This window comes from Aeromonas sp. PrichA-15, assembly GCF_017939245.1.
GTDB lineage: Bacteria > Pseudomonadota > Gammaproteobacteria > Enterobacterales > Aeromonadaceae > Aeromonas > Aeromonas caviae.
Window position 1 is genome coordinate 1 of the sequence record NZ_JAGKRH010000125.1, and the last position, 23,116, is coordinate 23,116.

A 23,116-nucleotide genomic window follows, 5' to 3' on the forward strand; every position below is an offset into this window, starting at 1 on the left:
ACCCCTTGAGGGTCCTAAAGGGCCGTTGGAGACCACAACGTTGATAGGTGGGGTGTGTAAGCGTAGCGATACGTTGAGCTAACCCATACTAATTACCCGTGAGGCTTAACCATACAACACCCAAGAAGTGTTTCTGGCCTTGTAGCGAATGAGCGAACTACTCAAATTCAGTGGTAATGACAACGCAAACTAGCGAAGTCGTTATTCACGTCAGCTTTCTGGATTAAGATTTTGCCTGGCGGCAATAGCGCAGTGGAACCACCTGACCCCATGCCGAACTCAGAAGTGAAACGCTGTAGCGCCGATGGTAGTGTGGCATTCGCCATGCGAGAGTAGGACACTGCCAGGCACCCAATACAAGAAACCCCGCTCACTCGAGCGGGGTTTTTTATTGCCTGAAATTCACGTTATCCATCCATATCTGGTTGATTTACCACCACGATTGTATCGTTATACAACCTGATCAGCGCAGGGCAGCTCCATGTTGACTATCCCATCTTCCAGCTGAATATCGATCTTGAAACCGAGCCGTTTGGCCAGATTGATCATGCCGCGATTGCTGGGCATGGTCATGCCAGAGAGCTGGCCTATGCCACGCTCTCTGGCATAGCGCACGATCTTTTCCATCATCAACTTGCCGAGTCCGAGCCCTTTCAAGTCCGAGCGGACCAGGATGGCAAACTCCGCATCCGATTGATCCGGGCTGGCAATGGCTCGCACCACTCCCAGGATCTGCTGGCTGAAAGGGCCGTCCTGACCCACGGCGACGAAGGCCATTTCCCGGTCATAATCGATCTGGGTCATGCGGGCCAGCTCCTCATGTCCCAGCTCCCCCACGTCGGCGAAAAAGCGTTTGTACCTGTCTTCATCAGACACCTGCCGCACGAACTGCTTGTGGGCCGGCTCGTCTTCGGGGCGGATGGGGCGCAGCAGCACATGACTCTGATCTTTCAGCCAGGCACCCTCTTCCAGCTCGGTGGGATAGGGGCGAATGGCCAGTGGCAGCACTTGTTGTCCTCGCTCTGCCAAGACGAGCCGGGCATCCAGGATCACCATCTCTTCGCCACAGGCCTGCAGCGGGTGCAGATCCAGTTCTTGTATCTCGGGGAAGGCCAGCAGCAGCTCGGAGAGCTGGCACAGCACCTGGCCGAGGGCGTCGATATCGAGCCGTACCGGACTGGCCTGCTCGCGGATCTTGCCATCCTTGAGGGCACCAATGATCTGGTAGCGAGCCAGTGCCTGGTTGAGGGGAGGGAGTGCCGCGACCATCTCGCGGGGCTCGGCACCGGATTCCCCGAGCAGGATGACGGGGCCGAAGACCGGATCCTGTTGCAAGCGGATCCGCAGCTCCAGACCCCCACTGCGGCGTGCCATGCGTTGTACCAGAAGCCCTTCTATGCGGGCGCCAGGATCGTGCTGACGTACCCTGTCCAGAATGGCATCAGCCGCCTGGGCGACTTCCGCCGAGGTGCGCAGGTTCAGCATGACACCGTGTACATCGGATTTGTGGGTGATGTCGGGAGATCGCAGCTTCACCGCTACGGGGTAGCCGATCTGTTCTGCAGTCAGTGCGGCCTCGATGGCATCGGAAACGATCCAGGTCGCGAGGGTGGATAGCCCGGCTGCCTGCAAGATGGGGTGGGCCAGGTGGGTATCCAGTACCCGCTGTTGACGGTCCAGCGCTTGCCCAAGGAGCTGCTGGCAGCGCTCGACATCGAGCCTGTCGCCCTGCAGGGAGGCTGGTGTTTCCATCAACTGCTTCTGGTTGCGGCGATATTCCACCATGTGCATGAAGGCCGTGACGGCGCTTTCCGGGGTGCGATAGGTCGGGATGCCCGCCTCGTTGAACAGGCGTCTCCCCTCCTGGGCGGAGTATTCGCCTGCCCAGTTGGTCAGGATGTTGAATCGTCTGGCCCTGGGATGCTGCTTGATGAAGTCGATCAGGCTGCTGGCGAGGGTGACACCTCGGGCGGTGAGGGACGGTGCATGGATCAGCAGGATGGCATCGGCACTGTCCCCTTGGAGCAGCGTCTCGAGTGTACTCTTGTAGGCCTCGATATCTGCATCGCTGCCGATGTCGAGGGGTGGCATCGCCAGCTTGCCTCCCCGAGACAGCAGTACGTCTGCGGCCATGTTGGCGAGGCCGCGCCCGTTGGAGAGGATGGCGAGCCGCTCCCCCTTGAGGGTCAGGGAGTGGCTCAGGGTCTCGACAGTAGCAAACAGTTCGTGGGTATCCCGGACGCGCAGCATGCCAGCCCGGCGGATGGCGGCATCATAGACATTGTCGAGACCGTTGGCCGGGTCGTGCCGACCGCTCTTGAGGATCAGGATGGGTTTGTTGCGCGAGGCGGCACGGGCGGCGGAGAGAAAGTGCCTGGCATCGTGCAGCTTGTCCATGTAGATCAGGATGGCGCGGGTCGTCCCGTCCCGGGAGAGCTGATCCAGCAGTTGGCCAAAGTCGATGTCGCAATGATCGCCCAGGGAGATGAAGGCCGAGAAGCCGATTTCGCGCTGCTTGGCCCAATCCAGGATGGTGGTGCTGACCGCTGCCGACTGGGAGAGAAACGCCACCTGTCCCGGAGTCGCTGCAATGGGGGAAAAGCTGGCGTTGATACCCTGCCCGGGGAGCAGCATGCCCATGCTGTTGGGGCCGAGCAGCCGGATGCCGTATTGCTGGCACAGATGCTTGAGCCGCAGGCGCTCGTCAGTGGAGAACTGGGCGGCCAGTATGATGGCGGCTCCGGTTCCTTTCTTGCCGAGCTCCTCGATGAGCGGCAGTACCCGTTCGCGTCGGGTGCAGACGATGGCGAGATCGGGGGAGAGGGGAAGGCTCTCTATGTCCGGATAGGCGAGCACGCCAGCGATGGCCTGGCTGCGGGGGGCTACGGGTAGTATAGGGCCCTGGAACTGACCCGCCAGCAGGTGCCGGATGACCACATGGCCTGCTTTCTGCGGATCACTGGAGGCGCCGATGACGGCGATCGAGTGAGGTTTGAAGAGCCGATCCAGACCGCTTTGTTTCATGGGCACTCCTCGTGGTGGCCCCCTGGGCGAGGGGGGCGGATGGTGCCAGTCTAATACGCTTTGCGTGCGGGTTCTGTGACCGATTGCGGATCACGATCTGGCCAGTGCGCTGGCGCGCAGATAAAAGCGCAGCTCTCCCTGAATGCATTGGACCGTGGCGAGGTGCCTGTCCTGGAGATAGATCTCCTGCTCCCGATCGAGTTCATGGCGCTGGACCCCCAAGCTTTGCAGATATTCTGCGAACAGGATGGCACTGCGGATTTCGACAAGATGCTGGCTCACGCTCTATTCCTTGATGGTGGCTGGATGGTGCCGGCCAGTGTCCCCTCTTCTCCCCCACTTTCATACTGATACATTTGACACTCACTGTGGCTCCGACGCCTGCCGGATCAGCGAAGGCCTCCCTGGCCGCGTGCGGTGTCCCAGAAGGCGCGGATCAGCGGCTCTTCCAGCCGCTTCTTGAGCACGGCGATGCCGACGTCGAACGCCTTGAGCGCCGGTTTGGGCTCGACCACACGCACCTTCTCCCCCATGGGGCTGTGATCGATGACGGCGGCAGGCACGACACCCACACCGAAGCCGAGGGCCACCATGGCGACGATGCCCTCGTTGCCCGCCACTTCTGCATAGATGTTGGGAGCTATCCCCTTGTTGCGAAACCATTGATCACAGCGCTTTCGGGCCAGCCCCTGTTCGGAGAGGATCAGCGGCAGGCGCTCCCAGTCAGGTTCGCCCTGGGGGAACCACTGACCCTGCTGGGGGGCATTGCGGGGGGCGATGAACACCAGAGGGACTTGTTGCAGGCTGGCGAATTCCAGCTTGGACGAGAGCGCATCCGGCCTCGCTGCGATGGCGAGATCGGCTTCGTCGGCCAGGATCTTGTCCACTGCCAGTGCCGGGTCGCCGGTCTCCAGCTTGATCTCCAGCTGGGGATAACGGCGACGAAAGCGTTCCAGTACCTCGGGCAGCAGAAAGTAGCTGGCGGTAACCGAACAGAACACCCGCAGCCGCCCTTGCAGCGGCTCGTCGCTGCGCTTGAGCTCCTGTTTGAGTTGGCGCCACTCCTGCAGCAAGGCACCGCCAAACTCCCGCAGCTTGTCACCAGCAGGGGTGAGCCGCACCGAGCGGTTGTCCCGCTCGAACAGCACGCAGCCGGTCTCCTGTTCCAGTCGCTGGATGGCGCGGCTCAGGGTGGAGGGGCTGACCGCCATGGCATCGGCGCTTTTGCCGAAGTGGAGGGAGTCGGCGAGGTGGAGAAACAGTTCGAGATTGCGAAGGTCCATCTTTTTATTCCTGCGGCGTTGTCAGGCTCCCTGTAGCACGATGGCTCGGCGGTGGGAGATTGCGGGAAATCATATTTCAATTCCTGCAACGTACTATTTCGAATATATCAGTTCAGGCAATAAGTGTCCCGCGCTATAGTGGTTTCGACAACGCCGCTATCCGGCATGGAATCAATCGAACGGAGCAATCACCATGGCTAACTATTTCAACACCTTGAACCTGCGTCAGCAGTTGGCCCAACTGGGCAAGTGTCGTTTCATGCAGCGCGAAGAGTTCGCGGACGGCTGCAACGTGCTGAAGGGCAAGAAGGTGGTGATTGTGGGCTGTGGCGCCCAGGGCTTGAACCAGGGTCTGAACATGCGCGACTCCGGGCTGGACATCTCCTACGCCCTGCGCAAGGCCGCTATCACCGAGAAGCGCGCCTCCTGGCAGAAGGCCACCGACAACGGCTTCGTGGTCGGCACCTATGAAGAGCTGATCCCGACCGCCGATCTGGTGCTGAACCTGACTCCGGACAAGCAGCACTCCGACGTCGTCAAAACCGTGATGCCGCTGATGAAGCAGGGCGCCGCTCTGGGCTACTCCCACGGTTTCAACGTGGTGGAAGAGGGTCAGCAGATCCGTTCCGACATCACCGTCGTGATGGTGGCGCCCAAGTGCCCGGGTACCGAAGTGCGTGAAGAGTACAAGCGCGGCTTCGGCGTACCGACCCTGATCGCCGTGCACCCGGAGAACGATCCCCAGGGTGAGGGCATGGCCATCGCCAAGGCGTGGGCCTCTGCTACCGGTGGCGACCGTGCCGGCGTGCTGGAATCTTCCTTCGTCGCGGAAGTGAAATCCGACCTGATGGGCGAGCAGACCATTCTGTGCGGCATGCTGCAGGCCGGTTCCCTGCTCTGCTACGACAAGCTGGTTGCCGAGGGCACCGACCCGGCCTATGCCGGCAAGCTGATCCAGTTCGGCTGGGAGACCATCACCGAGGCCCTGAAGCAGGGCGGCATCAGCCTGATGATGGACCGTCTCTCCAACCCGGCCAAGCTGCGTGCCTTCGAGCTCTCCGAGCAACTGCGCACCCTGATGCGTCCGCTGTTCGAGAAGCACATGGATGACATCATCGCCGGCGAGTTCTCCCGCGGCATGATGGCTGACTGGGCCGAAGACGATGCCAAGCTGTTCGGCTGGCGCGAAGAGACCGGCAAGTCCGCCTTCGAGAATGCCCCTGCCTATGCCGGCAAGATCGCCGAGCAGGAGTACTTCGACAATGGCGTGGTCATGGTGGCCATGGTCAAGGCGGGTGTCGAGCTGGCGTTCGAAACCATGGTGGCCTCCGGCATCTATGAAGAGTCCGCCTACTACGAGTCTCTGCACGAGCTGCCGCTGATCGCCAACACCGTCGCCCGCAAGCGTCTGTACGAAATGAACGTGGTCATCTCCGATACCGCGGAGTACGGCAACTACCTGTTCGCCAACGCCGCCGTGCCGCTGCTGCGCGAGCACTTCATGCCGACTCTGCAAGCAGGGGACCTGGGCAGTGCCCGTGCCGAGAGCAAGGCGGTGGACAACCTGGCCTTGCTGGCTGCCAACGAAGCGACCCGCAACCACCCGATCGAGAAGATCGGCCAGACCCTGCGTGGTTACATGAAGGACATGAAGCGTATTGCCGTCGGCGGTTAAGCCTTCGCTGAGCGGCATCGGAAGGGGCGGGGATGACGATCCCCGTTACTGGCTGGCTTAGACACCTGGCCTGTCGTCCGGATGATGCAAACAGACAAATTGAAGCCTATAAAAAAGCCCCGCTCATCGAGCGGGGCTTTTGCATTCTGGAGGGCGGGAGCAATCAGGCCTTCCAGGCTTTCCAGGTGTTGATCAGGCCGTTGGTGGAGCCGTCGTGGCTGGTGACGGCCTCATCGGTGCCCAGCTCCGGCAGGATCTTGTTGGCCAGCTGTTTGCCCAGCTCCACACCCCACTGGTCGAAGGAGAAGATGTTCCAGATTGCGCCCTGTACGAAGATCTTGTGCTCGTACATGGCGATCAGGGAGCCGAGGGTTTTCGGGGTCAGCTGCTTGAACAGGATGGAGTTGGTCGGGCGGTTGCCTTCGAACACCTTGAACGGCACCAGATCCTTGACTTGCTCCAGCGTCTTGCCGGCGGCCAGGAACTCGGCCTCCACCGCTTCCTTGCTCTTGCCGAAGGCCAGGGCTTCGGTCTGAGCGAAGAAGTTGGCCAGGAGCTTCGGATGGTGGTCACCGATGGGGTTATGGCTGATGGCCGGCGCCAGGAAGTCGCAGGGGATCAGCTTGGTGCCCTGATGGATCAGCTGGTAGAAGGCGTGCTGGCCGTTGGTACCCGGCTCACCCCAGATGATGGGACCGGTCTGGTACTCCACCGGATGGCCGTCGCGATCCACGTACTTGCCGTTGGACTCCATGTTGCCTTGCTGGAAGTAGGCAGGGAAGCGATGCATGTACTGATCGTACGGCAGGATGGCTTCGGACTCGGCACCATGGAAGTTGTTGTACCACAGGCCGATCAGGGCCAGCAGTACGGGCACGTTCTGTTCATAGGCGGCAGTGGCGAAGTGCATGTCCATCTCGAAGGCGCCTTGCAGCAGGGCCTCGAAGTGCTCGAAGCCGAGGGAGAGGGCGATGGGCATGCCGATGGCGGACCAGGAGGAGTAACGGCCGCCGACCCAGTCCCAGAACTCGAACATGTTGTCGGTGTCGATGCCGAACTCGGCCACGGCCTTGCCGTTGGTAGACAGGGCGGCGAAGTGCTTGGCCACGTGAGCCTTGTCACCGGCGTGACCGAGGAACCAGTCGCGGGCGGTCAGGGCGTTGGTCATGGTCTCCTGGGTGGTGAAGGTCTTTGAGGCCACCAGGAACAGGGTGGTTTCCGGATCGATCTTCTTGAGCGTCTCGGCGATGTGGGTGCCGTCGACGTTGGAGACGAAGTGCATCTCCAGGTGATTCTTGTAGGGGCGCAGGGCCTCGGTGATCATGACGGGGCCCAGATCGGAGCCACCAATGCCGATGTTGACCACGTGCTGGATGGCCTTGCCGGTATAGCCCTTCCACTCGCCACTGATGACCTTCTCGCAGAAGCCCTTCATCTTGGCCAGTACGGCGTTCACTTCCGGCATCACGTCCTTGCCGTCAACCTCGATGGGACGGTCGGAGCGGTTGCGCAGGGCGGTGTGCAGTACGGCGCGTCCTTCGGTCATGTTGATCTTGTCGCCGTTGAACATGGCGTCGATGGCGCTGCGCAGATCGGTCTCGCCAGCCAGGTTCACCAGCAGCTTGAGGGTCTCTTCGGTGATCAGATTCTTGGAGTAGTCGACCAGGATGTCGCCACCGAAGGTGAGGGAGAACTTGTCAAAACGCTTGGGATCCTGTGCGAACAGATCCTTGAGACGCATCTCCTTGTTGGCTGCAAAATGGGCTTCCAGTGCCTGCCAGGCCTGGGTCCGGGTTGGATTGATATTTTTCATAGGATTATCAGTCTTCCAAGTTGTGTTTGAACCTTGCAGGCAAGGCTCCCGCCAAACCTTATTATGCGAGCATTATACCGGGCACTCCGTGCGCCCCGTGTAACAGAGCATTACCAATTGTCTGCAACGAGGGAGTGTACAACCAAAACAGTGCGATTATGAGTCACCCAGTACCCCGGGATCTTGCGTTTGCGCATGCTTGTTCGGGTTGAAAAGGCTTTCATTTCAAGGGGAGCGCGGCCGTGGCTCTGGAAAGCTGGCGTGACAGATCAAAGGGTATTCAACAGACGCTCATCGGACGGTTTTTTGAGCAGGCGCAAATGGTGGACAACAGACGCTGGCTACCATATGAGCCGAATGGACGAGATCTCCCAGGGATGGCCAAGGTATGGAATCAATGGTGTGGAATGAGGAGATCGAGATGAAAGCCCTGTTATCCCTGTTTGCCCTGAGCCTGATCGCCACCGGCCTCATCGGTTTGCTGACCCTGACGCTGGCCAATGCGGCGCCGACGCTGGAGATCCGCGTGTTGGCGGTGATCGGAGCCGTGCTGGGGGGCTATGTGCTGATGCAGCCCCTGCTCAACCGGGTCGCACGTCGGCTGGGGTGAGAACGCAGTGCTATCTGGTGCGCAAGACCGGCCTGTGGCCGGTTTTTTTCATGTCACAGCAAGGCAGAAACGACAGTGCCAGCCCGAAGGCTGGCACTGGAGAACGCACACCGAGGATCAATCCGCCGTCTTCTGCATGTGGACCACACGCTGGGGGAAGGGGATCTCGATGCCCTCGGCGTCGAAGGTGAGCTTCACCTTCTCGTGGAAGTCGAACCAGACACCCCAGTAATCACCGGTCTTGACCCAGGGACGCACCACGATGTTGACTGAGGAGTCGGCCAGCGCGGCAACGGCAATGGTGGCTGCCGGCTCCTTCAGGATGCGGGGCTCTTCGCTCACCAGCCGCTCCAGGATCTGTTTGGCCTTGCGGAGATCCGAGCCGTAGCCGATGCCGAAGGTCATGTCGACGCGGCGGGTATCCATGCGCGAGTAGTTGACGATGGTGCCGTTGAGGATGGCGGAGTTCGGCACTACCACCATCTTGTTGTCACCGGAGGTGAGGGTGGTGGTGAAGAGCTGGACCGATTGCACAACGCCATTGGTGCCTGCCACCTCGATAAATTCCCCTGCCTTGATGGGGCGGAAGATGATGAGCAGGAAACCGGCGGCAAAGTTGGAGAGAGAGCCCTGCAGCGCCAGACCGATGGCCAGACCGGCGGCACCGATAATGGCGACGAAGGAGGCGGTCTGCACCCCGACCCGGCCCAGGGCGGCGATCACCACGAACACCAGGATGGTGTATTTGAGGATGCTGCCGACGAAGTGGGTGACGGTGGTGTCCAGCTTGCGGGTCTGCATCACCTTGACCACGCCACCGCTGAGAAGGTTGGCTGCAATGTAACCGACCAGCAGGGTGATCAGGGCGGCGGCGATGTTGACCGCATACTCGATGATCAGCCCCTGGTTGTTGGTCAGCCAGGTCTGTGCTTCGGTAATGATCTCGGGTTCCATAGGATGTCCTGTTGGTGTGAAGATTTATGGCAGATGAATCTAACACTTGAGCGCGACAAGCTGGGTCGCATCTGGTGCTTGTCTTTTCTTTTGTGCCACAAAAAGCAAGGGAGGCCAAGGCCTCCCGTTTTGTCACAACCCTGCTGGCGCAGGAGCGCATCGAATGTACGCACTCAGCTTTGCAGCAGCTGGCTGCGGATGAACTGCCACTGATCCTCAAAGCCGGCAGTGGGCTTGATTGTGAACTCGGAGCGGACGTGCATTGGTTGATGCGGTCTGCTGGCTCAGCTTTGCAGCAGCTGGCTGCGGATAAACTGCCACTGATCTTCAAACCCGGCAGTGGGCTTGATTGTGAACTCGGAGCGGGACGTGCATTGGTTGATGCGGTCTGCTGGCTCAGCTTTGCAGCAGCTGGCTGCGGATAAACTGCCACTGATCTTCAAACCCGGCGGTGGGCTTGATTGTGAACTCCGAGCGGACGTGCATTGGTTGATGCGGTCTGCTGGCTCAGCTTTGCAGCAGCTGGCTGCGGATAAACTGCCACTGATCTTCAAACCCGGCGGTGGGTTTGATTATGAGCTCGGAGCAGACGTGCATTGGTTGATGCGGTCTGCTGGCTCAGCTTTGCAGCAGCTGGCTGCGGATAAACTGCCACTGATCTTCAAACCCGGCGGTGGGCTTGATTTTGAACTCCGAGCGGACGAACTGGCTGATGCGGCCCTCGGTATAGGCCAGCAGCAGGTTGGCCAGCATGGTCTCGTCGAGCTGGAAGCCCTGGCCTTCCCGCAGCCGTTTCTCGCGCAGTACCTGCTTGATCTGGGTCTCCAGCTTGTCGAACAGAATGCTGATGCGATCCCGCAGCCGATCGTGTTCGCCCAGCAGGGCATCGCCATTGAGAATGCGGGTGATGCCGGGGTTGCGCTCGGCAAACACCAGCAGCAGCTGCAGTATGTGATGGCAGCGGGCCATGGTGTCCTTCTCTTCGGCCATGATCAGGTTGACCCGTGACAGCAGGGAATCCTCGATAAAGTCGATCAGCCCCTCGAACATCCTCGCCTTGCTGGGAAAATGCCGGTAGAGGGCCGCCTCGGACACGCCCACCTCGGCCGCGAGGCGTGCCGTGGTGATGCGCTGGCCCGGGCTGGTTTCCAGCATGTGGGCGAGTGCCTGCAGGATCTGATCGCGCCGACTCTGTTTCTGGTTACTGCTTGCCATGGATTCCCCTAAAAAAACAATGGCTTGATTCTATTATTTGGCACGTGCCCCAGGGGGCCGTGTGGTCTTGTTATTGGCGACCAGAAGAACCAAACCCGCCTTCACCCCGTTCACTCTGATTGAATTCGTCGACCAACTGGAAGCTGGCCTGTACCACCGGCAGGATCACCAGCTGGGCGATGCGCTCGCCAGGCTGCATGGTGAAGCTGTCGTTGCCACGGTTCCAGACCGAGACCATCAACTGACCCTGGTAGTCGGAGTCGATGAGGCCGACCAGGTTGCCCAGCACGATGCCGTGCTTATGGCCGAGGCCGGAGCGGGGCAGGATGGTGGCGCACAGACCCGGATCCTGGATGTGAATGGCCAGCCCGGTCGGCACCAGAGTGGTGTCGCCCGGGGCCAGGGTCAGCGGGGCATCCAGCAGGGCGCGCAAGTCCATGCCAGCGGAGCCCGGTGTGGCGTAAGCGGGCAGCGGGAAGTCGGTGCCGATGCGGGCATCCAGGATTTTCAGTTCAATTTGTGTCGTCATGAATCTTTTTCAATTGGATCGCCTGGCGATCGGGTGGTACTGCAGGAGCCTGGGGCTCCCGGCATGTTCAATGGGCTCAGGGTCGATAATGGCGTGCAATCAGGGCGACAAGATGACGGGCGAGCGTCAGCTTATCGGCCAGGGGCAGGGCGGCTTGACCCCCTTGCCAGAAGACGGTCAGGGCGTTGTCATCGGCATTGAAACCCTGGCCTGCACGGGACACATCGTTGGCTGCGATCATGTCCAGCCGCTTACGTCGAAGTTTGTCGAGGGCGTATTGTTCCACATCCACGGTTTCGGCGGCAAATCCGACGGTGAAGGGTTTGTCTGACAACGCCCCCACATCGGCGATGATGTCGGGGTTTTTGACCAGGGTCAGCTGCATTTGGTCGTTGTCGCCGGTCTTCTTGATCTTTTGCTCGGCCACCTGGGCGGGACGGTAGTCGGCGACGGCAGCGCAGCCGATAAAGAGGTCGCACTCACCGACCCGGCTCATCACCGCTTCGTGCATCTGCAGGGCACTCTCCACATCGATGCGGGTAACGCCGGCCGGGGTGGCCAGTGCCACCGGGCCGCTCACCAGGGTCACCTCCGCGCCCGCTTCGCGCGCGGCGCGGGCGATGGCGTAGCCCATCTTGCCGGAGCTGTGGTTGCTGATATAGCGCACCGGATCCAGCGCCTCGCGGGTCGGCCCGGCTGTGAGCAGCAGCCTGACGCCTGCCAGGAGTGGCTCGGCGGCGAGCTGCTGGCAGCAGCGTTCCACCAGTTCCAGGGGATCCAGCATCCGGCCCGGGCCCACATCGCCGCAGGCCTGGCTGCCGGAATCCGGCCCCCACAGCTGAATGCCGCGTTCGGCGAGGGTCTGGAGGTTGGCCTGGGTGGCGGCGTTGCGGTACATCTGCTGGTTCATGGCTGGCGCCAGGGCGACAGTCGCCGGGGTGGCCAGGCAGAGGGTGGTGAGCAGCTCGTCCGCCATGCCGGCGGCCATGCGGGCCATCAGATTGGCGCTGGCGGGGGCGATCAGCACCAGATCGGCCCACTTGGCCAGCTCGATGTGGCCCATGCCCGCCTCGGCAGCCGGGTCCAGCAGACTGTCGGCCACCGGGTGGCCTGAGACGGCTTGCAGGGTCAGCGGGGTGATGAACTCCTTGGCGGAGCGGGTCATCACCACTCGCACCTCGGCCCCCTGATCTTTCAGGCGACGTACCAGTTCGGCACTCTTGTAGGCGGCGATCCCGCCACTGACACCCAACAGGATGCGTTTATCGGCCAATCTCATCTGCTGCTTCTCTTCCGGCTCACTCTGACTGGTCGGCTAAGATAGCACAGGCAATGGGTGGCGACAGAGGCTGACATGGGGGAGTTGTGGTCGGGCTCGCGGGATTCTTTGCTATGTTTTCTCTCAATAGCCATGTAGGGAGAGACAAATGAGCATCAAGGAGTGGCCGGAAGAGGAGCGCCCGAGGGAAAAGCTGCTGCGCCGAGGAGCGGCGACGCTCTCCGATGCCGAACTGCTGGCCATCTTCCTGCGCACCGGGGTCAGCGGGTTGAGTGCGGTGGACCTCTCCCGCCAGTTGTTGCAGCAGTTTGGTTCCCTGCGGGCACTGCTGGGAGCCGAGCAGCAGGATTTTTGTGGCGCTCACGGGCTGGGACCTGCCAAGTATGCCCAGTTGCAGGCGGTGCTGGAGATGGGGCGGCGCCATCTGGCCGAACAGTTGCAACGGGGAGAGGCGCTCACCTCGCCAGGGCTCACCCGTGACTTTCTGCAAGCCCAGTTGCGGGATCGGGGGCGGGAGGTGTTCGCCCTGCTGCTGCTCGACAACCAGCACAGGGTCATCCGGTTTGTCGAACTTTTTTACGGCACCCTCGACTCGGCGAGCGTCTGGCCCAGAGAAATCGTGCAGATCGCGCTCAAACATAATGCAGCCGCCGTGATTCTGGCGCATAATCACCCGTCCGGCGTGGCCGAGCCCAGTCGGGCGGACCGCCAGATCACGGATCGGATCTTGGCCGCCCTGGCCCTGGTCGATATCAGAGTGCTTGATCACCTGGTGATCGGTGATGGCATCACGGTTTCTTTCGCAGAGCGTGGTTGGTTGTGACTGGGCTCTGGCACTGTATTAGTTGATCTTTGATCACGGATGCTGTATAAAATGCCGCCTTCTGTTTGCCCCGCAATCGAAGGCCAGCGGGGCAGATATTTGCTCGAGCAATGAAGTAAGATTTGGAGAGACTGACATGTCTAGAGTATGCCAAGTAACCGGCAAGCGCCCGGCAGTTGGTAACAACCGTTCGCACGCTAACAACGCTACCAAGCGTCGTTTCCTGCCGAACCTGCACACTCACCGTTTCTGGGTTGAGAGTGAAAAACGCTTCGTGAGCCTGCGCGTATCCGCAAAAGGCATGCGTATCATCGACAAGCGCGGCGTTGAAGTGGTTCTGGCTGAACTGCGTGCCAGCGGCGTTAAGGTATAAGGAATTAGATCATGGCTAAAGGTATTCGCGATAAGATTCGCCTGAACTCCAGCGCCGGTACTGGTCACTTCTATACCACTACCAAGAACAAGCGCACCATGCCCGAAAAAATGGAGATCAAGAAATTTGATCCCGTGATTCGTCAGCATGTGATCTACAAAGAAGGCAAAATCAAGTAATTACTTGGTTTCGCTGCAAAAACCCGGCCTCGTGCCGGGTTTTTTTATGGCTGGAATTCAGTACACTGCCGATTCGAAGGGAGGCTAGCCATGTTCAAACTGAGCCGCAAAGGCTGGAACAACGTGATCATCGTGGTCGTGTTGATCGTCATTACCCTGTTGCACCGGCTGGAGCAGGCCCAGCAGGAGAACAGTGCCAAACGCGCGCGTCCGCTGTTGCCGGAGAGTGCCGTGGTGCTGACCTGGCAGGGACCGAGCTGGCAGATAGAGCGTATCGGCCAGGGCTGGCGCAGCGCGCCGGATCTGGGGCTTGGCAGCACCCAGCTGGCGGCCCGCATCGAGGCGTGGCAAGGCTGGCTGCTGCCCCCCGGCGAGCCCGTGCGCGGCACCCCGGTGACCCTCAAGATCTGGATCGCCGGACAGAGCGATCCGGTGGAAGTCGGGCTCTATCAGGACGACGGCAAGTTTGCCGCCCTGCTGCCCTCCTCGACCTGGCTCAGCCTGAGTCAGGCGCAATACCGTGACCTGATGCGTCCCATTCCCTGAACGAGAGATCGCCCATGCCTGAATTACCGGAAGTCGAAGTCAGCCGCCAGGGCATCTCCCCCTGGCTTACCGGCATCAAGGTGACCCGCGTGGTGGTGCGGGACGGCCGCCTGCGCTGGCCCGTGCCCGGCGAGATCCAGGAGCTGGTGGATCTCACCATCCACCGCGTCAGCCGCCGCGCCAAATACCTGTTGCTGGAGACCGACTTTGGCACCGCCATCCTGCATCTCGGGATGTCCGGCAGCCTGCGGGTGCTGGACATCGGCACCCCGGCCGAGAAGCACGATCATGTGGATATCGAGCTGGCCAACGGCAAGCTGCTGCGGCTCAACGATCCGCGCCGTTTTGGCGCCCTGCTGTGGACCCGCGAACCGACCGAGGCCCATGCCCTGCTCGCCAAGCTGGGGCCGGAACCCCTCACCGATGCCTTCCATGCCGATTACCTGCGGGAGCGGGCGAAGGGGCGCAGCACCGCCATCAAGCAGTTCCTGATGGACAACCACGTGGTGGTCGGGGTGGGCAACATCTACGCCAACGAGGCGCTCTATGCCGCCGGCATTCATCCCAGGCGGGCGGCAGGCAACATCAGCGCCGAGCGGCTGGGCACCCTGGTGAGCGAGATCAAGCGGGTGTTGGCCGAAGCCATTCGCCAGGGGGGCACCACCCTCAAGGATTTCACCAGCGCCGACGGCAAGCCGGGCTATTTCGTCCAGCAGCTGCAGGTTTACGGCCGTGGCGGCCAGCCCTGTTTCCACTGCCACACCCTGCTCACCGAGGTGAAGATGGGCCAGCGAACCACGGTGTTCTGCTCCCACTGCCAACGCTGAAAGTGGGATTTTTGAGCCGGAACCGGCCAAGTTGTAAGAGAGTATTTCCGGTCTGTTGAAGCGGCGTCAGCCCATGACTACTATCTCGCCAGTTCAGGCTGCGAGGTAATAAAATGACAGCTAAATCAATAGACTGGGAACATTTATCCCGGCAGGGGCACTATTGTGCCCACGATATGGCCTGCTTCCTCTATCCCGAAGACAGCGCCCGCAAGACCTTCAATCGCGGCAAGTTTTTGCTGCGCAGTCTGCTCTACCGTGCGCAGTTGAACCGGGTATTCGAGCTGTTCCAGAGCGCCCCCCTGCGGGCGCTTCCCGCCCGCCACCCCGAGCTGCTCGACAAGCCGATGCGCCCCTATCGCTTCGCCTGCTCGACGGTGAACCAGCGGGTCAAGATGGTGGAGGATCACTACCGCCTGCTGCTGGGCCTGTACCCCGAGCTCATCGACCCGCTCTATCTGGGGGAGGGGATAGTGCTGGGCCATTATCCCGATGGCGGCTGGCGCATCGTGCTGCGTCACGACGGAACCTTCCGCAGGGAGGCGGAGCTGGCGCTCTCCATCGTCAACGCGCGGGGGGAGCGACTCTACAGCTGTGCCTTCTCCCTGGCGGGCAACGAACAGGAGCTGGCCCTGGTGATCGGGTCGGTGCAGGGGCCAGAGCCCTGTGTCGAGCAGCCCCAGGAGCAGGTGCGGGCATTGACCCGGGCGGGTCAGGGTCTGAGGCCCAAGTCGCTGGTGGTGATGCTGGTGATGGCGCTGGCCGGGGCCATGGGGGCCCACCGGGTCTGTGCGGTGCGCATGAAGGCCCACATCTTCCAGGCAAGACGGTACAGCAAGAAGAAGAAAGCCTGCCTGCAGGCGGACTACGACGAGCTGTGGCAGGAGTTTGGCGCCCTCGATCAGGACGCCAACTTCGTGCGGCTGCAACCCGTGGTGCGCAAGCCGCTGGAGGAGATCGCCTCCAAGAAGCGGGCCATGTACCGGCGCCGTTACGAGTGGCTCGATCAGCTGGAGCTGGCGATCCGCCAGCAGTTTGCCCGCAGCTAGGCGTGCAGTGCGTTGATGCAACAAGGGCTACCCGCGGGTAGCCCTTGTTCGTTTCTGCCCATCAGGGGAGGGGATTAGCGCTGCTGCCTGGCGGCGATGGCCTGAGCCACCAGGGGGTCGACGAACTGGTGGATGTCACCTCCGTGCAGCGCCACCTCCTTCACCAGGGTGGAGGAGATGAAGGAGTTCTCCTCCGCCGGGGTGAGGAAGACGCTCTCCAGGGTGGGCATCAGGCGACGGTTCATGTTGGCGAGCTGGAACTCGTATTCGAAGTCGGAGACGGCGCGCAGGCCGCGGATCAGCACGTTGGCCTGCTGCTCCCTGGCAAAATCCACCAGCAGGCCTGAGAAGCCCACCACCTTGACGTTGGGCAGGTGAGCCGTCACCTGCCGAGCCAGCTGAACGCGCTCCTCGAGATCGAACAGCGGCCGTTTGCTCGGGCTGTTGGCCACCCCGACCACCACCTCGTCGAACAGTCTGGCGGCGCGGCCAATGAGATCGGTATGGCCGTTGGTGATGGGGTCGAAGGTGCCGGGATAGATTACCTTGTTGGTCATGCTGCTGATTCCTGAAACCGGAAAACTGGTCGCATTATAGGGGCTGTTGCCGGTTTGTCGCGACCGGGATGGCGCGGATTTCTGGCGCTGATCGGCGGCCGGGGTCGCACAAATCGGAGCCCCGTGGCGTCTTCGCTTGAGAATCGCCCTGCATCAGGCAAGAATACCCGCATCGCGCATCAAGCCTCCTTCGCTGGTGACAGGGAGCATAGGGATTTTTTATGAAACGTATTCTGGTAGTCCGCAATGACAAGATTGGTGACTTCATGCTGGCGTGGCCGAGCTTTGCCATGCTCAAGCGCTCCATGGAGTGTCATGTGACTGCCCTGGTTCCCGCCTACACGGCGCCCCTGGCCCGCCTCTGCCCATGGATCGACGAGATCATCCTGGATCCTGGTGCCCGGGCCGACAAGGAGCAGCAACGCGCCCTGCTGGCGCGCATCAAGGCGGCCGCCTTCGATGCCTCCATCTGCCTCTTCTCCAACACCCGCAATGCCAAGCTGGTGTGGAAGGCGCACATTCCCTACCGGCTGGCCCCGGCCACCAAGCTGGCCCAGGTGCTCTACAACCAGCGCCTGGTGCAGCGCCGCTCCCGCTCCCAGAAGCCGGAGTACGAATACAACCTGGATCTGGTGCGCCGCTTCCTCGCCGATCAGCATCAGGCTGTGGTAGAGCCACAAGGACCCTACCTCGGCTTCGACCCCGAGAGCCTGCTGCAGGTGCGCGAGCAGGTCGCCGCCCGTCTCAGGCTCGACGCCAGCCGCCCCTGGCTGATGGTGCATGCGGGCAGCGGCGGCTCGGCCAACAACCTCTCCATCGAGCAGTACTCGCGCCTCATCATCAAGCTCAACCAGGCCTGTCCCGAGTTGCAGTGCGTGTTGACGGCAGGGCCGGGGGAGGAGGGGAAGGCGGAGCAGTTGTCGGCCGAACTGCTGGCCCATGGGGGCAACGGCTGGATCTATCGCTCCGACGAGGGGCTGCCGAAGTTCTGCCAGGTGATGGCCAACGCCGCCCTGTTCGTGGCGGGCAGCACGGGGCCCCTGCACATCGCTGCGGCCATGGACGTGCCGACCGTCGGCTTCTTCCCGGCACACCGTTCGGCAACGCCGCTGCGCTGGCGGCCGCTCAACGGCGAGGGGCGCCATCTGCCCTTCAGCCCGCCGGAAGACAGCGACCACCCGGAGGACATGAGCCAGCTCGATCCCAAGGCGATGGCGGCAGAGATCGCCCGCTGGGCGCAGCCCTTCTGGCGCGCCGAGCGCTGAGAGCGCACACAGAACATACAGACAGGGCCCCGCAGGGCCCTGTATTGTATGGGGATGCGCCTTACTGGCAGGCCAGCCTACCGGACGTGGTCCCCGACAGCCCCCTTGACGGGCCGGCCCGGGCCCCGGGCAGGGGAAACCTGTCGGTATAAGCCGGAGTCGGGTCATGTTGCCAATATCCATGCATTCGGCTTATAGCGGCCAGTTTTCGTCCGTGGCGCCCGGGTTTGCGCCGTGAGCGGCCCCGCGAGGGCTGCGCCCGCTCCATGGCAATAGGGTTTGCCCCTTGTCCCGCTGGAACAAGGGGTGAGTGATTAATGGGATGTTTGAGGCGCGATGCCCTATTTCGGCTGCTGGAGCTGCTGGCGAACCCAGAGATCGGCGTATTTGACGAAGGTGGAGTGGGCGGAGAGAATGGCCAGCAGCAGGCCCTGCTTGCCGTCGAGGAAACCGGCCTTGAGCAGGTACATCTTGAGGAAGCAGCCGACGGCGTGGACCAGCCCCTGGCCGAGGGATCCCTTCTTGCCGCGGGCGGTGCGCTGATCGGCCCATGCGCGGGCATAGCCGGCGGATTTGACCAGGTAGTGTTCCAGATCCCGGTAGGTGTAGTGGAGGAGGTCGCCCTGCAGGTTGACGATCTTCATGTTGGCGCGCACCTCCACCTTCTCGTGTACCAGCGCCTCGTTGTAGCCGGTCAGCGCCTTGGGGTAGAGGCGCAGCACCCGATCCGGGTACCAGCCGCTGTGGCGGATGAAGCGGCCGAACACCCAGGAGAGGCGCGGGATGGAGTAGATGGTGTCGCTGGCCGGGTTGGCCATGACCCCCTGGATGGCTTCCCTGAGTTCCGGGGTGAGCCGCTCGTCCGCGTCCAGCCACAGCACCCACTCCGACTGGACATGGGACTGGGCGAGGCGGCGCTGACGGCCGAAACCGGGCCAGGTGGTGTTGACGAAGAAGCGGGCGCCAAATTCGGCGGCGATGGCCGGGGTGTCATCCTGACTGCCGGAGTCGAGAATGACGATTTCATCCGCCAGGCCTTCGAGGGAGGCGAGGCAGGCACGGAGGTTGTCGGCTTCGTTCTTGACGATCAGGACGGCCGCCAGGGTCGGTTTTTTCACAGGCAAGGGACTCTTGTTGGTGCCCGGCGGGCGGGTCATGCTCGGATTGGCGCCCATTCTAGCCTAAAACCCCGCGCGGGGCATGACCCGAGGGCCCGGTGGACCCGCTTTTGAATGCGGGGGAAGGGGGATCTCTGCTACCCGGCAGTCTGTGGCCCAGGGCACGCCGTGTCCGGGTGGAAGAGGGCCTCAGGAGGGATGCGCGGGGGAGCAGATCCTGCCAGGGAGGCGTTTTGCGGGGGCAGACGGGTATCTTCTGTTATTTCTTCGGCCTTTCTTGGGGCATAATCTCGCCCAGTAACGATCAACAGCCGGGCCAGTCCCGAGAGAAGACGCGCGATGAAGATATTGGTGATCGGCCCCTCCTGGGTCGGCGACATGGTGATGTCCCAGAGCCTCTACAAGGCGCTCAAGAGCAACCACCCGGGCAGCGAGCTCCATGTGATGGCGCCGACCTGGTGCGTTGCGCTGCTGGAGCGGATGCCCGAGGTGGACAAGGCCATCCCCATGCCGCTTGGCCACGGTGACTTCAAGCTGGGGGCACGCCGTCGCCTTGGCAAGCAGTTGGCCACGGAGCAGTACGATCAGGCCATCATCCAGCCCAACTCCATGAAGTCGGCCCTCATCCCCTGGTTTGCCAGGATCCCGGTGCGCACAGGCTGGAAGGGGGAGCACCGCTTCGGTCTGCTCAACGATATGCGCAGCAACAAGCAGGCCTTCCCGCTGATGGTGGAAGGCTATGTGGCTCTGGCCTACCCCAAGGGGCAGATGAAGAGTCGGGACGACATTCCCGCTATTCCCCATCCCTCCCTGCACGTGGATCTCATCAACCAGGGCAAGGCGCTGGAGCGGCTCGGCCTGAATCGTGCCCGCCCTGTGCTGGTGCTCTGTCCGGGGGCCGAGTTCGGCCCGGCCAAACGCTGGCCGGAGGGGCACTACGCCGTGGTGGCGCAAAAGCACCTCGACGAGGGATGGCAGGTGTGGATCTTCGGTTCGGGCAAGGACGTGGACGTGGCCAACACCATCCGCGATCGGATCAACCCCCTGTCGCGCCCCAACTGCCACGTGCTGGCGGGCAAGACCAGCCTGCACGAGGCGATCGATCTGATGGCGCTGGCCGGTCGGGTCATCGCCAACGACTCGGGCCTGATGCACGTGGCGGCCGCCCTCAACCGACCGCTGATCGGCGTCTACGGCTCCACCTCGCCCCTCTATACCCCACCGCTGGCGGACAGGGTCGAGATCGTCCACACCGACATCGAGTGCCGCCCCTGCTTCAAGCGCACCTGCAAGTTCGGCCACCTCAAGTGCCTGAACGAGCTGATGCCGGAACAGGTCATCGAGGCGGGAAATCGGCTGGAGCGTGGGGAAACGGCAGATCTGACCATAGTGCGGCAGCCGGTGGAATCCTCCGCTGCTGAACCAGGTAATAGCTAGCATGATCTACCGGTTGCTCTACAACCTGCTGATCCACCTGGGGTTGCCCCTGGCGCTGCTGGCGCTCTACAAGCCCAAAAAAGGCAAGCCCGGCTTCGGGGCGCGCTGGGCCGAGCATCTGGGACGAATGCCGCCGACCGGACAGGAGGCTCCCCTCTGGATCCATGCGGTGAGCGTGGGGGAGACGCTGGCCATCACCCCCTTCATCCGCGCCCTCAAGGCGGAGCAGCCCGCCTTGCCCATTCTGCTCACCACCACCACCCGCACCGGCGCTGAACAGGCGGCCAAGCTCGGGGATCTGGTGGTGCACCGCTATGCGCCTCTCGACTATCCCTGGGCCGTCTCGGCGTTTCTGAGCACCGTCAAGCCCCGCGCCCTCTGGGTGATGGAGACCGAACTGTGGCCGAACTGGCTGGCGGCCTGCGAGGCACGGCACCTGCCAGTGACCATCCTCAATGCCCGCCTCTCGGAGCGATCCTGTCAGCGCTATGGTCGCTTCCAGGGGGCCTTCGATGCCCTGAGCCGCCCGCTGACCCACCTGCTCTGCCAGCATCAGGACGATGCGGATCGCTTCCATCGGCTGGGCATAGCGCGCAACCGGCTGGCGGTGACCGGCTCCATCAAGTTCGACATCCAGTTTGGCGACGAGGTACAGGCCAGGGGCCGCGCCCTGCGCCAGCAGCTGGGGGAGGCACGACCTGTCTGGATCGCCGCCAGTACCCACCAGGGGGAAGACGAGCAGGTGCTGGCCGCCTTCGATCGGGTGCTCAGGGCACATCCCTCCGCCCTGCTCATCCTGGTGCCGCGCCATCCCGAGCGTTTCGATCGGGTGGCCGAGCTGTGCGCTCCCTACGGTTGCGTGCGGCGCACCGCGGGCAGTGCGGTCGGCGAGAGGGACAAGATCTACCTGGGTGACACCATGGGCGAGCTGCCGCTGATGCTGGCGGCGGCGGATCTCGCCTTTGTCGGTGGCAGCCTGGTGCCCGTGGGCGGTCACAACCTGCTGGAACCGGCGGCGCTGGGCAAACCCTGCCTGACCGGCCCCGTCTATTTCAACTTCAGCGACATCACCCGCCAGCTGGTGGCCCAGGGTGGCGCGGCCGTGGTGGCGGACGCCGAGGCGCTCGGCCACCGGGTGAGCACCCTGCTCGGCGATGCCCCTGCCCGCCGCGAGATGGGGGAGCAGGCCCGCGCCGTGGTGCTACGCAACCAGGGGGCGCTGGCGCGCACCCTCTCCCACTGCCTCGCCAGCCTGGAAAGTGACGACTGAGGCGGGGCGGCGTGGTGGCCGCCTCGCCAGCATGTCTGCCAAACCCCGGGAGACAATCCGCGCCTCTTTCCTTTATGCTCTGCCCTTTGCCCCTGACCCTGTGATGCCCCGATGAACCGCGCTCCCCTGCTGTTGATGATACTGGTCACCTTGCTGGCCGCCGCTGGCTGGCTCTTCTCGAAAGAGGCGATTCGCGAACTGCCCACCGCCGCCTTTATCGGCAGCCGCTTCCTGCTGGCCGCCCTGCTGCTCTTGCCGCTCGCCTGGTTGCGCGAGCCGCCCCCCAGTGGCTCACAACTGCTGCGTGCCGCCGGGTGCGGCACCTTGCTCGGGGCCAGCCTGCTGTTCTGGGTTACCGCCATCAGCCAGAGCGATGCCCTCGGCAGCGGCGCCTTCATCATGAGCGTGGCCACCCTGATGGCGCCGCTCGCCGCCTGGGCCGCCTTCAAGGCCAGACCCGGCCGCCACTACTGGCTGACTCTGCCCGTGGCCGTCGCGGGTCTGCTGCTGCTCTCCAGCAGCACCCACTGGGGCGTGTCGCTCTCCCTGTTCTGGTTTCTGGCGGCGGCCGCCACTCTGGGGGTCCAGCTCGCGGTGCACCGCCACTTCGCCCAGTCCATCCCTCCTACCTGGCTCACCTGCATCCAGTTGGCGGTGACCGGACTGCTCGGCACCCTGCTCTCCCTGTTGACCGAGCAGTGGCCCGCCGACATCAGCCAGGGCATCTGGGGCTGGTTTGCGGCCAGCGTCCTGATCGCCACCACATTGCGTTACTGGCTGCTCACCCACGCCCTGAGCCGGATGACCACGGCCCACGCCGCCCTGCTGATGCTGCTCGAACCGGTCTGGACCCTGATCTTAAGCACCCTCTTCTATGACGAACCGCTGGGCCCCGCCAAGCTGGCCGGCGCCGGCCTGGTGCTGGGCGCCCTGGTGCTCTACCAGCTCCCCCTGCTGCTACGCAGCCGAAGGCTGAAGTCACCGGTCTAGCCTGCGCGGGTGGGGGATGCATAGAAAAGAAGGAGAGGGTCTGCATGGCAGACCCTCTTTGCGTGATGGTACATGTCGGGCTCCCTTTGCTAGGGGTTGCCATCAGTCAAGCGGCTGAGAGCTGCGGGAAACGAGCATAAAAAAGCCCCCGGGTGGCGCAATGCTGTTCACTTAAGCGGAGCCGCATTGCGATTTACCGGAAAACGGGTCTTTGATATCTTCACCGCCCTGGGTCTCGATGGCCTGGGGCGTTTTTCTATGAACATGACGCCTATGCAGCCCCGTAACTCCGCCAACCTC

The 23,116-nt window shown here is 62.5% G+C and carries 22 protein-coding genes, 2 rRNA genes and 3 pseudogenes; 14 read left to right on the plus strand and 13 right to left on the minus strand.

Annotation, left to right across the window (positions count from 1 at the left end):
- A 23S ribosomal RNA gene (locus tag J9889_RS15155) occupies positions 1-113 on the plus strand; the annotation flags it as partial.
- A gap of 121 nt (positions 114-234) precedes the next feature.
- Positions 235-349 (plus strand): 5S ribosomal RNA (rrf, locus tag J9889_RS15160).
- A 101-nt stretch (positions 350-450) separates the two neighbouring features.
- Here the strand turns inward: rrf and J9889_RS15165 are convergent.
- From J9889_RS15165 to ilvY, 3 genes are all read right to left on the minus strand, one after another.
- Positions 451-3,024 carry a bifunctional acetate--CoA ligase family protein/GNAT family N-acetyltransferase gene (locus tag J9889_RS15165; RefSeq protein WP_210557235.1) on the minus strand — a complete coding sequence of 858 codons (2,574 nt, stop codon included), beginning with the start codon at positions 3,022-3,024 and terminating at the stop codon, positions 451-453.
- A 90-nt stretch (positions 3,025-3,114) separates the two neighbouring features.
- Positions 3,115-3,306 (minus strand): hypothetical protein, encoded by a 192-nt coding sequence (locus tag J9889_RS15170; RefSeq protein WP_010676124.1) that lies wholly within the window; start codon positions 3,304-3,306, stop codon positions 3,115-3,117.
- Between the two features lie 107 nt (positions 3,307-3,413).
- On the minus strand, positions 3,414-4,307 hold the full coding sequence (gene ilvY, locus J9889_RS15175) for an HTH-type transcriptional activator IlvY (protein WP_052816527.1): 894 nt from the start codon (positions 4,305-4,307) through the stop codon (positions 3,414-3,416).
- A 193-nt stretch (positions 4,308-4,500) separates the two neighbouring features.
- Between ilvY and ilvC the strand changes: the two genes are divergently transcribed.
- Positions 4,501-5,982, plus strand: a complete 1,482-nt coding sequence (gene ilvC, locus J9889_RS15180; RefSeq protein ID WP_039041087.1) for a ketol-acid reductoisomerase — start codon at positions 4,501-4,503, stop codon at positions 5,980-5,982.
- A gap of 163 nt (positions 5,983-6,145) precedes the next feature.
- On the opposite strand, the gene pgi is transcribed toward ilvC, so the two are convergent.
- Positions 6,146-7,795, minus strand: coding sequence for a glucose-6-phosphate isomerase (gene pgi / locus J9889_RS15185; RefSeq protein WP_210557237.1), 1,650 nt, complete (start codon positions 7,793-7,795; stop codon positions 6,146-6,148).
- Between the two features lie 421 nt (positions 7,796-8,216).
- Between pgi and J9889_RS15190 the strand changes: the two genes are divergently transcribed.
- Positions 8,217-8,405 (plus strand): hypothetical protein, encoded by a 189-nt coding sequence (locus J9889_RS15190; RefSeq protein WP_029314882.1) that lies wholly within the window; start codon positions 8,217-8,219, stop codon positions 8,403-8,405.
- A 117-nt stretch (positions 8,406-8,522) separates the two neighbouring features.
- Here J9889_RS15190 and J9889_RS15195 read toward each other — a convergent pair whose 3' ends face one another.
- From J9889_RS15195 to coaBC, 7 genes and pseudogenes are all read right to left on the minus strand, one after another.
- The gene (locus tag J9889_RS15195; RefSeq protein ID WP_039040993.1) at positions 8,523-9,359 is read right to left on the minus strand and encodes a mechanosensitive ion channel domain-containing protein; all 837 of its coding nucleotides are present in this window, start codon (positions 9,357-9,359) and stop codon (positions 8,523-8,525) included.
- Positions 9,360-9,532: 173 nt separating this feature from the next.
- Positions 9,533-9,616: pseudogene (locus J9889_RS15200) on the minus strand (nucleoid occlusion factor SlmA); the annotation flags it as partial.
- A 27-nt stretch (positions 9,617-9,643) separates the two neighbouring features.
- Positions 9,644-9,745, minus strand: a pseudogene (locus J9889_RS24155) (nucleoid occlusion factor SlmA); the annotation flags it as partial.
- Between the two features lie 10 nt (positions 9,746-9,755).
- Positions 9,756-9,839 (minus strand): annotated as a pseudogene (locus J9889_RS15205) (nucleoid occlusion factor SlmA); the annotation flags it as partial.
- 138 nt (positions 9,840-9,977) lie between these two features.
- Positions 9,978-10,574 carry a nucleoid occlusion factor SlmA gene (gene slmA / locus J9889_RS15210; protein ID WP_010676117.1) on the minus strand — a complete coding sequence of 199 codons (597 nt, stop codon included), beginning with the start codon at positions 10,572-10,574 and terminating at the stop codon, positions 9,978-9,980.
- 70 nt (positions 10,575-10,644) lie between these two features.
- Positions 10,645-11,103 (minus strand): dUTP diphosphatase, encoded by a 459-nt coding sequence (gene dut, locus J9889_RS15215; protein ID WP_010676116.1) that lies wholly within the window; start codon positions 11,101-11,103, stop codon positions 10,645-10,647.
- A gap of 76 nt (positions 11,104-11,179) precedes the next feature.
- Complete coding sequence (gene coaBC, locus J9889_RS15220; RefSeq protein ID WP_042879081.1) at positions 11,180-12,382, minus strand: bifunctional phosphopantothenoylcysteine decarboxylase/phosphopantothenate--cysteine ligase CoaBC; 1,203 nt, start codon at positions 12,380-12,382, stop codon at positions 11,180-11,182.
- 148 nt (positions 12,383-12,530) lie between these two features.
- Between coaBC and radC the strand changes: the two genes are divergently transcribed.
- From radC to J9889_RS15250, 6 genes are all read left to right on the plus strand, one after another.
- A complete protein-coding gene (gene radC, locus J9889_RS15225) occupies positions 12,531-13,205 on the plus strand; it encodes a DNA repair protein RadC (protein WP_039040991.1) in 675 nt (224 codons plus the stop codon).
- Between the two features lie 136 nt (positions 13,206-13,341).
- Complete coding sequence (gene rpmB, locus J9889_RS15230; RefSeq protein WP_005307492.1) at positions 13,342-13,578, plus strand: 50S ribosomal protein L28; 237 nt, start codon at positions 13,342-13,344, stop codon at positions 13,576-13,578.
- 11 nt (positions 13,579-13,589) lie between these two features.
- Positions 13,590-13,757, plus strand: a complete 168-nt coding sequence (gene rpmG, locus J9889_RS15235) for a 50S ribosomal protein L33 (protein WP_005323752.1) — start codon at positions 13,590-13,592, stop codon at positions 13,755-13,757.
- A 90-nt stretch (positions 13,758-13,847) separates the two neighbouring features.
- Entirely contained in the window at positions 13,848-14,303 is a 456-nt protein-coding gene (locus tag J9889_RS15240; protein ID WP_041212007.1) for a hypothetical protein, read from the plus strand.
- A gap of 14 nt (positions 14,304-14,317) precedes the next feature.
- Complete coding sequence (mutM, locus tag J9889_RS15245; RefSeq protein WP_113977645.1) at positions 14,318-15,130, plus strand: bifunctional DNA-formamidopyrimidine glycosylase/DNA-(apurinic or apyrimidinic site) lyase; 813 nt, start codon at positions 14,318-14,320, stop codon at positions 15,128-15,130.
- 176 nt (positions 15,131-15,306) lie between these two features.
- The gene (locus J9889_RS15250) at positions 15,307-16,179 is read left to right on the plus strand and encodes a VirK/YbjX family protein (protein WP_109112306.1); all 873 of its coding nucleotides are present in this window, start codon (positions 15,307-15,309) and stop codon (positions 16,177-16,179) included.
- Positions 16,180-16,253: 74 nt separating this feature from the next.
- Here J9889_RS15250 and coaD read toward each other — a convergent pair whose 3' ends face one another.
- The gene (gene coaD, locus J9889_RS15255; protein ID WP_010676110.1) at positions 16,254-16,736 is read right to left on the minus strand and encodes a pantetheine-phosphate adenylyltransferase; all 483 of its coding nucleotides are present in this window, start codon (positions 16,734-16,736) and stop codon (positions 16,254-16,256) included.
- A gap of 221 nt (positions 16,737-16,957) precedes the next feature.
- On the opposite strand from coaD, the gene J9889_RS15260 reads away from it, so the two are divergent.
- Positions 16,958-18,001: a glycosyltransferase family 9 protein gene (locus J9889_RS15260; protein WP_210557239.1), complete on the plus strand. Its 1,044-nt coding sequence runs from the start codon at positions 16,958-16,960 to the stop codon at positions 17,999-18,001.
- Positions 18,002-18,342: 341 nt separating this feature from the next.
- Here J9889_RS15260 and J9889_RS15265 read toward each other — a convergent pair whose 3' ends face one another.
- Entirely contained in the window at positions 18,343-19,119 is a 777-nt protein-coding gene (locus J9889_RS15265) for a glycosyltransferase family 2 protein (protein WP_113977698.1), read from the minus strand.
- A 339-nt stretch (positions 19,120-19,458) separates the two neighbouring features.
- On the opposite strand from J9889_RS15265, the gene waaF reads away from it, so the two are divergent.
- From waaF to J9889_RS15280, 3 genes are all read left to right on the plus strand, one after another.
- Positions 19,459-20,556, plus strand: a complete 1,098-nt coding sequence (gene waaF, locus J9889_RS15270; RefSeq protein WP_113977646.1) for a lipopolysaccharide heptosyltransferase II — start codon at positions 19,459-19,461, stop codon at positions 20,554-20,556.
- Position 20,557: 1 nt separating this feature from the next.
- Entirely contained in the window at positions 20,558-21,826 is a 1,269-nt protein-coding gene (gene waaA / locus J9889_RS15275) for a lipid IV(A) 3-deoxy-D-manno-octulosonic acid transferase (RefSeq protein WP_113977647.1), read from the plus strand.
- A 111-nt stretch (positions 21,827-21,937) separates the two neighbouring features.
- Positions 21,938-22,816, plus strand: a complete 879-nt coding sequence (locus J9889_RS15280) for a DMT family transporter (protein WP_104452100.1) — start codon at positions 21,938-21,940, stop codon at positions 22,814-22,816.
- The last annotated feature ends 300 nt before the right edge of the window (positions 22,817-23,116 follow it).

Bases quoted from the DNA above. Each gene is read 5' to 3' on its own strand.
- J9889_RS15165 (WP_210557235.1), bottom strand. From the start codon at position 3,024: ATGAAACAAAGCGGTCTGGATCGGCTCTTCAAACCTCACTCGATCGCC.
- ilvY (WP_052816527.1), bottom strand. From the start codon at position 4,307: ATGGACCTTCGCAATCTCGAACTGTTTCTCCACCTCGCCGACTCCCTC.
- ilvC (WP_039041087.1), top strand. From the start codon at position 4,501: ATGGCTAACTATTTCAACACCTTGAACCTGCGTCAGCAGTTGGCCCAA.
- pgi (WP_210557237.1), bottom strand. From the start codon at position 7,795: ATGAAAAATATCAATCCAACCCGGACCCAGGCCTGGCAGGCACTGGAA.
- J9889_RS15190 (WP_029314882.1), top strand. From the start codon at position 8,217: ATGAAAGCCCTGTTATCCCTGTTTGCCCTGAGCCTGATCGCCACCGGC.
- J9889_RS15195 (WP_039040993.1), bottom strand. From the start codon at position 9,359: ATGGAACCCGAGATCATTACCGAAGCACAGACCTGGCTGACCAACAAC.
- slmA (WP_010676117.1), bottom strand. From the start codon at position 10,574: ATGGCAAGCAGTAACCAGAAACAGAGTCGGCGCGATCAGATCCTGCAG.
- dut (WP_010676116.1), bottom strand. From the start codon at position 11,103: ATGACGACACAAATTGAACTGAAAATCCTGGATGCCCGCATCGGCACC.
- coaBC (WP_042879081.1), bottom strand. From the start codon at position 12,382: ATGAGATTGGCCGATAAACGCATCCTGTTGGGTGTCAGTGGCGGGATC.
- radC (WP_039040991.1), top strand. From the start codon at position 12,531: ATGAGCATCAAGGAGTGGCCGGAAGAGGAGCGCCCGAGGGAAAAGCTG.
- rpmB (WP_005307492.1), top strand. From the start codon at position 13,342: ATGTCTAGAGTATGCCAAGTAACCGGCAAGCGCCCGGCAGTTGGTAAC.
- rpmG (WP_005323752.1), top strand. From the start codon at position 13,590: ATGGCTAAAGGTATTCGCGATAAGATTCGCCTGAACTCCAGCGCCGGT.
- J9889_RS15240 (WP_041212007.1), top strand. From the start codon at position 13,848: ATGTTCAAACTGAGCCGCAAAGGCTGGAACAACGTGATCATCGTGGTC.
- mutM (WP_113977645.1), top strand. From the start codon at position 14,318: ATGCCTGAATTACCGGAAGTCGAAGTCAGCCGCCAGGGCATCTCCCCC.
- J9889_RS15250 (WP_109112306.1), top strand. From the start codon at position 15,307: ATGGCCTGCTTCCTCTATCCCGAAGACAGCGCCCGCAAGACCTTCAAT.
- coaD (WP_010676110.1), bottom strand. From the start codon at position 16,736: ATGACCAACAAGGTAATCTATCCCGGCACCTTCGACCCCATCACCAAC.
- J9889_RS15260 (WP_210557239.1), top strand. From the start codon at position 16,958: ATGAAACGTATTCTGGTAGTCCGCAATGACAAGATTGGTGACTTCATG.
- waaF (WP_113977646.1), top strand. From the start codon at position 19,459: ATGAAGATATTGGTGATCGGCCCCTCCTGGGTCGGCGACATGGTGATG.
- waaA (WP_113977647.1), top strand. From the start codon at position 20,558: ATGATCTACCGGTTGCTCTACAACCTGCTGATCCACCTGGGGTTGCCC.
- J9889_RS15280 (WP_104452100.1), top strand. From the start codon at position 21,938: ATGAACCGCGCTCCCCTGCTGTTGATGATACTGGTCACCTTGCTGGCC.